This window comes from Streptomyces sparsus (assembly GCF_054776295.1).
In genome coordinates this window covers 1-6,171 of record NZ_BAAHCA010000224.1, presented here as the reverse complement: position 1 = coordinate 6,171, position 6,171 = coordinate 1, and the positions used below count along the sequence as shown (strand labels likewise).

At 72.5% G+C, this 6,171-nt stretch carries 6 protein-coding genes and 1 pseudogene; all 7 read left to right on the top strand.

What is annotated here, in order from left to right; all coding sequences use genetic code 11:
• Window positions 1-205: pseudogene (locus tag ACYVE9_RS12775) on the top strand (glycosyltransferase family 1 protein); the annotation flags it as partial.
• On the top strand, window positions 202-1,446 hold the full coding sequence (locus tag ACYVE9_RS12770; protein ID WP_461027926.1) for a class I SAM-dependent methyltransferase: 1,245 nt from the start codon (window positions 202-204) through the stop codon (window positions 1,444-1,446). The pseudogene ACYVE9_RS12775 and the gene ACYVE9_RS12770, both read left to right, overlap by 4 nt.
• Window positions 1,443-2,264, top strand: coding sequence for a glycosyltransferase family protein (locus ACYVE9_RS12765; protein ID WP_461027925.1), 822 nt, complete (start codon window positions 1,443-1,445; stop codon window positions 2,262-2,264). Before ACYVE9_RS12770 ends, ACYVE9_RS12765 begins: the two co-directional genes overlap by 4 nt.
• Entirely contained in the window at window positions 2,261-2,908 is a 648-nt protein-coding gene (locus ACYVE9_RS12760; protein ID WP_461027924.1) for a PIG-L deacetylase family protein, read from the top strand. The genes ACYVE9_RS12765 and ACYVE9_RS12760 overlap by 4 nt, the downstream gene beginning before the upstream one ends.
• A 3-nt stretch (window positions 2,909-2,911) precedes the next feature.
• Window positions 2,912-3,937, top strand: coding sequence for an NAD-dependent epimerase/dehydratase family protein (locus tag ACYVE9_RS12755; protein WP_461027923.1), 1,026 nt, complete (start codon window positions 2,912-2,914; stop codon window positions 3,935-3,937).
• A 53-nt stretch (window positions 3,938-3,990) separates the two neighbouring features.
• Window positions 3,991-5,244: a DUF4910 domain-containing protein gene (locus ACYVE9_RS12750; protein ID WP_461027927.1), complete on the top strand. Its 1,254-nt coding sequence runs from the start codon at window positions 3,991-3,993 to the stop codon at window positions 5,242-5,244.
• A 5-nt stretch (window positions 5,245-5,249) separates the two neighbouring features.
• Window positions 5,250-6,171 (top strand): hypothetical protein (locus ACYVE9_RS12745; protein ID WP_461027922.1); only part of this gene is annotated, 922 nt, incomplete at its 3' end.

The window sequence follows — 6,171 nt, the reverse complement described above, 5'->3', positions numbered from 1 at the left end:
CCGCAACCGGGAGATGGGCCGGGCGGCCCGGCGCCGCTACGAGCGGGACTTCAGTCCGGCCGTGGGGCTGGAGCGCCTGGTGGAGGGATACCGCACCGCGCTCGCGGGACGGTCCGGCGGCGGGGACGGCCCGCCGCCGGTGGGTGACAGGAACACTGACTCGCGGCGGGGGCACCGGCGCGAGCGGGATGGGGGCAGTAGATGACACGATGCCGACTCTGCGGCTCGGCGGCGCTTGCGAGCGTCGTCGACCTGGGAGCGACGCCGCCGTGCGAGAGCTTTCTCGCCGCGGACCAACTGGACCGGCCGGAGCCCACGTTCCCGCTGCACCTGCGGGTCTGCACCGAATGCTGGCTCGCGCAGATCCCTCCGCTGATCACGCCGGAGGAGACGTTCACGCAGTACGCGTACTTCTCCTCCTACTCGACCTCCTGGGTCGAGCACGCGCGCACGTACGTCGCCGACGTCGTGGAGCGGCTGGGACTGGGTCCGGAGGAGAAGGACGCCTTCGTGGTCGAGGTCGCGAGCAACGACGGATACCTGCTCAGGCACCTGGTGGACCGCGGCATCCGCTGCCTCGGCGTCGAGCCCTCGGTGAACGTCGGCGCCACGGCGCGGGACGCGGGTGTGCCCACGCTCACGGAGTTCCTGGACCCGGCCACCGGCTCGGCCGTCCGCGCCGAGCACGGCCCGGCGGACCTGGTGGTGGCCAACAACGTGTACGCGCACATTCCCGACGTCGTCGGGTTCACGCGGGGGCTGCGCGCACTGGTCGCCGACGACGGCTGGGTCTCCGTCGAGGTGCAGCACCTGCTGAGCCTGATCGAGCAGAACCAGTACGACACGATCTACCACGAGCACTTCCAGTACTACACGGTCGCGTCCGCGACGAGAGCGCTGGCGAGCGGCGGACTCACCCTCGTGGACGTCGAGTTGCTGCCCACGCACGGCGGCTCGATCCGGCTGTGGGCCCGGCCGGCGGAGGTCGCCGGCGAGCCGGGCCGGCGGGTGGCCGACGTGCTGGACCGGGAGAAGGCCGCCGGGCTGCGGGAGCTGTCCGGGTACACCGAGTTCTCCGCCCGGGTGGCGAAGGTGCGCCGGGACCTGCTGCGGTTCCTCGTCGACGCGGCCGAGCGCGGCGAGACGGTCGTCGGCTACGGCGCCCCAGGCAAGGGCAACACCCTGCTCAACCACTGCGGCGTCCGGCCCGACCTGCTCCCGTACACGGTCGACCGCAACCCCTACAAGCACGGCAGGTTCACCCCCGGCACCCGCATCCCGATCCTGCCTCCCGAGCGGATAGCCGCCGACCAGCCGGACTACGTCCTCGTCCTCCCGTGGAACCTGCGGGCCGAGCTGGTCGAGCAGCTGTCCTTCGTGCACGCCTGGGGCGGCCGGCTGGTCTTCCCCATACCGGAACTGAGCATTGTCGAGGTCGAGCGATGAAGGTCGTACTGTTCTGCGGCGGTTACGGGCTGCGTATGCGCAACGGAGCCTCCGACGACGTGCCCAAGCCGATGGCGATGGTGGGCCCCCGGCCGCTGATCTGGCACGTCATGCGCTACTACGCGTACTTCGGGCACACGGAGTTCATCCTGTGCCTCGGGTACGGGGCGCACCACATCAAGGACTTCTTCCTCAACTACGAGGAGACGACGTCCAACGACTTCGTGCTGCGCAACGGCCGGGCCGAGCTGCTGTCCACCGACATCGCCTCCTGGTCGATCACGTTCGTGCAGACCGGTATCGAGTCACCGATCGGGGAGCGGCTGCGCCGGGTGCGGCACCACCTGGACGGGGACGAGATGTTCCTCGCCAACTACGCCGACGTGCTCACCGACGCCCCGCTGCCGGAGATGATCGACCGGTTCGCCCGGCGGGACGCCGGCGCGTCGATGCTGGTGGTACCACCGCAGTCCTCGTTCCACTGCGTGGACCTGGGTGACGACGGCCTGGTGGGCGGCATCACCGCGGTGAGCGAACTGCCGCTGTGGGAGAACGGCGGCTACTTCGTGCTGCGTCAGGAGGTCTTCGACCACATCCCGGAGAACGGCGACCTGGTCGCCGACGGGTGCGCCCAACTGGCCAAGCACGGCCGGCTGGTGGCGTACCAGCACCGCGGCTTCTGGAAACCGACCGATACCGTGAAGGAACGAGCCGCCCTGGACGACGCCTACGCCCGCGGCGACCGCCCGTGGGCCATGTGGGAGGGGGACGGCCCGAGCGTCACCGGCGGCAGGGACCTCTCCGGAGCCCGAACGTGATCCGGCTCGGGCCCGGACGCCTGGACCGGGTCGTCGCGATGGGGGCGCACTGCGACGACATCGCCATCGGTGCCGGCGGCACGCTGCTGACGCTGTGCCTCGCCCGGCCGGGCACCCGCGTCGACGCCCTGGTGCTCTCCGGTGGTGGCAGCGGGCGGGAGCAGGAGGAGCGGGCCGCGCTCGCCGCGGTCTGCCCGGGCGCCGACCTGCGGCTGACCGTGCTCAAGCTGCCCGACGGACGGCTGCCGGCGCACTGGGACGAGGCCAAGGCCGCCGTCGAGGAGCTGCGCGGGCGGACCGAACCCGACCTCGTGCTGGCGCCGCGCACCGAGGACGCGCACCAGGACCACCGCGGGCTGGCGGAGCTGGTGTCCACGGCGTTCCGCGACCACCTCGTGCTGGGCTACGAGATCGTCAAGTGGGACGGCGACCTCGGCCGTCCCACCGCCTACCAGCCGCTGCCGCCGGAGACCGCCGACCGGAAGGTGCGGCTGCTGGAGGAGCACTACCCCTCACAACGGCACCGGCCCTGGTACGACCGGGAGGCCTTTCTCGGGCTGGCCCGGATCCGCGGTATCGAATGCCACGCGCGCTATGCCGAGGCGTTCACCGTCACCAAACTCACTCTCGACCTGGGGGAATGAACCTTGCGCGTACTGCTGACCGGGCACCAGGGCTATCTGGGCACCGTGATGGCCCCCGTACTCGCGGCCGCCGGGCACGAGGTCGTCGGGTTGGACGCCGGCCTGTTCGCCGACTGCGTGCTGGGCCCGCCGCCCGCGGACCCGCCGGGGCCGCGGGTGGACCTGCGCGACGTCACGGCCGAGCACGTGGCCGGGGTGGACGCCGTGATCCACCTGGCGGCCCTGTCCAACGACCCGCTGGGGGCGCTGGCGCCGGAGCTCACCTACGACATCAACCACCACGCGTCCGTGCGGCTGGCCCGGCTGGCCCGCGACGCCGGAGCGCGGCGCTTCCTGTACGCGTCGACCTGCTCGGTCTACGGCGCCACCGGCGGGAGCGACCTGGTGGGCGAGGACGCCCCGCTGCGCCCGGTGACGCCGTACGCGGAGTCCAAGGTCCGGGTGGAGGACGACCTGCACGCGCTCGCCGACGGCGACTTCAGCCCGGTGTACCTGCGCAACGCCACCGCCTTCGGCTACTCGCCCCGGCTGCGCGCCGACATCGTGCTGAACAACCTGGTGGGCCACGCGCTGCTGTCCGGCGAGGTGCTGGTGCTCTCCGACGGCACCCCCTGGCGCCCGCTGGTGCACGCCGCGGACATCGCCCGGGCCTTCGCGGCCGCACTGGCCGCGCCGCGGGAGGCGGTGCACGACCGCGCGTTCAACATCGGCACCGAGGCCAACAACGTCACGGTCGCCGAGATCGCCGAGCAGGTCGCCGAGGCGGTCTCCGGCGCGCGGGTGGTGATCACCGGGGAGACCGGCGCCGATCCGCGCTCCTACCGGGTGGACTTCTCCCGGTTCCGTGCCGCGATCCCCGGTTTCGACTGCGAGTGGACGGTGAAGCGGGGCGCGCTCGAACTGGCCGACGCCTACCGGGAACACGGTCTGACCCGTGAGGACTTCGAGCAGCGCTTCACCCGGCTGTCCGTGCTGCGCGCGGCCAGCGACGCCGGCGCCGTCGACAGCACTCTGCGGTGGCGCCGGTGACCGCGGCCGGGGAGGAGACGGAGACCGGCGGGGAGGCCGCGGCCGGGGAGGAGATGCACGCGCTGGTGCAGCGGCTGTACCCGCTGTGCCGGAGCATCACCGGCGACGGGGTGCGCGCCACCCTGGACATCCTCGGCGAGTACGTCCCGCTGGACGTGCACGAGGTGCCGACCGGGACCCGGGTGCTCGACTGGACGGTGCCGCAGGAGTGGAACATCCGGGACGCGTACATCGCGGACACCGCCGGCAACCGGGTCGTCGACTTCGCCGCCTCCAGCCTGCACGTGCTCGGCTACAGCGTGCCGGTGTCGGCGACCATGCCGCTGTCCGAGCTGCGCGCCCACCTGCACACCCTGCCGGACCACCCGTCCTGGGTGCCGTACCGCACCAGCTACTACCAGCCGACCTGGGGGTTCTGCCTGGCCCAGGAGACCCTGGACGCGATGCCGGACGGCGACTACGAGGTGTGCGTCGACTCCACCCTCGCCGACGGTCACCTCACCTACGCCGAGCACGTCGTCCCCGGTCAGGTCACCGACGAGGTGATCGTCTCCTGCCACGTCTGCCACCCCTCGCTGGCCAACGACAACCTGGCCGGCATCGCGGTGGCGGTGTTCCTGGCCCGGGCGCTGGCGGAACGGAACCCGTACTACACGTACCGGTTCCTGTTCGCGCCCGGCACCATCGGGGCGATCACCTGGCTGGCCCGCAACGCCGAGCGCGTGGAACTGGTCAGGCACGGACTGGTGCTGGCCTGCGCCGGCGACCCGGGCCGGCTGACGTACAAGCAGAGCAGGCGCGGCGACGCGGAGATCGACCGGGTGCTGCGGCATGTGCTTCTCGCCTCCGAACGCCCGCACCACATCAAGGAGTTCACCCCGTACGGCTACGACGAGCGCCAGTTCTGCTCGCCCGGATTCGATCTCGGCGTGGGCTCGCTCAGCCGGACCCCCTACGCCGGATACCCCGAGTACCACACCTCGGCGGACAACCCGGACCTCGTCACGCCGGAGGCGATGGCCGACACTCTCGCGCTCTGCCGCGAGGCGTTCACCGTGCTGGACCGCAACCGGCGGTACGTCAACCTCAGCCCTTACGGCGAGCCGCAACTTGGCCGGCGCGGACTGTACGACTCGCTCGGCGGCCGCAGCGACGCCAAGCAGGCCCAGCTGGCCATGCTGTGGGTGCTCAGCCTCTCCGACGGTGAGCACAGCCTGCTGGACGTCGCCGAGCGGTCCGGGCTGCCGTTCGACACCGTCGCCGCCGCGGCCGACGCCCTGCACGGCGCCGGGCTGCTCAAGGCGTGACGCCGATGGCACCGGAGGAGGAGAAGGCGGCGGCAACGGCCACCCACGCCCGGCGCAGCGTCAAGCGGGCCATGGTCGGCCGGCTGTCCTGGGGGCTGGCCGACCAGGCGGCCTCCAGCATGACCAACTTCGCGGTGGGCATCTACGTCGCCCGCTCGCTCGGCCTGGCCGCGTTCGGCGTGTTCAGCCTGGCCTGGGTGACGTACGGCGTGGTGCTGAGCGTCTCCCGCGGGCTTGCCACCGACCCGCTCGTGGTGCGCTTCAGCGGCGTGCCGCACGCCTCCTGGCGGGGTGCGGTGGCCCGGTCGACGGGTACCGCGCTCGCCGTCGGTGCCGCCCTCGGCGCGGCGTGCCTGGCGGCCGGGACGGCTCTCGGCGGCAGCGTGGGGCCCGCCTTCGCCGGTCTCGGCGTCGTGCTGCCGGGACTGCTGTTGCAGGACGCCTGGCGGTACTCGTTCTTCGCCGCCGGGGCCGGGCGGAAGGCGTTCGTCAACGACCTCGTGTGGGGCGTCGCGCTGGTCCCGGCCATGGTGGTGGCCGCCCACGTCGGCAGCGTGACCGCCTTCGTGCTCGCCTGGGGCGGAGCGGCCGCGGTGGCCGCGGCCTACGGCTGCGTCCAGGCCGGCATCCGGCCCCGGCTGACCGGTGCGCGCGAGTGGGTTCACGAGCACCGCGACCTCGGCTACCGGTACCTGGTCGAGAACACCTGCGTCAGCGGCGCGAGCCAGCTGCGGGCGTACGGGCTCGGCGCGATCGTCGGAGTCAGCGCGGTGGGCGTGATCCGGGGCGCCGAACTGCTGCTCGGCCCGTTCCTCGCCGTCCTGATGGGGCTGTCGCTGGTCACCGTCGCGGAGGCGGCACGCGTGCTGCGGCGGGCCCCGCACCGGCTGGGCGCCTTCTGCCTCCTGCTGGGCGGCGCGCAGGCCG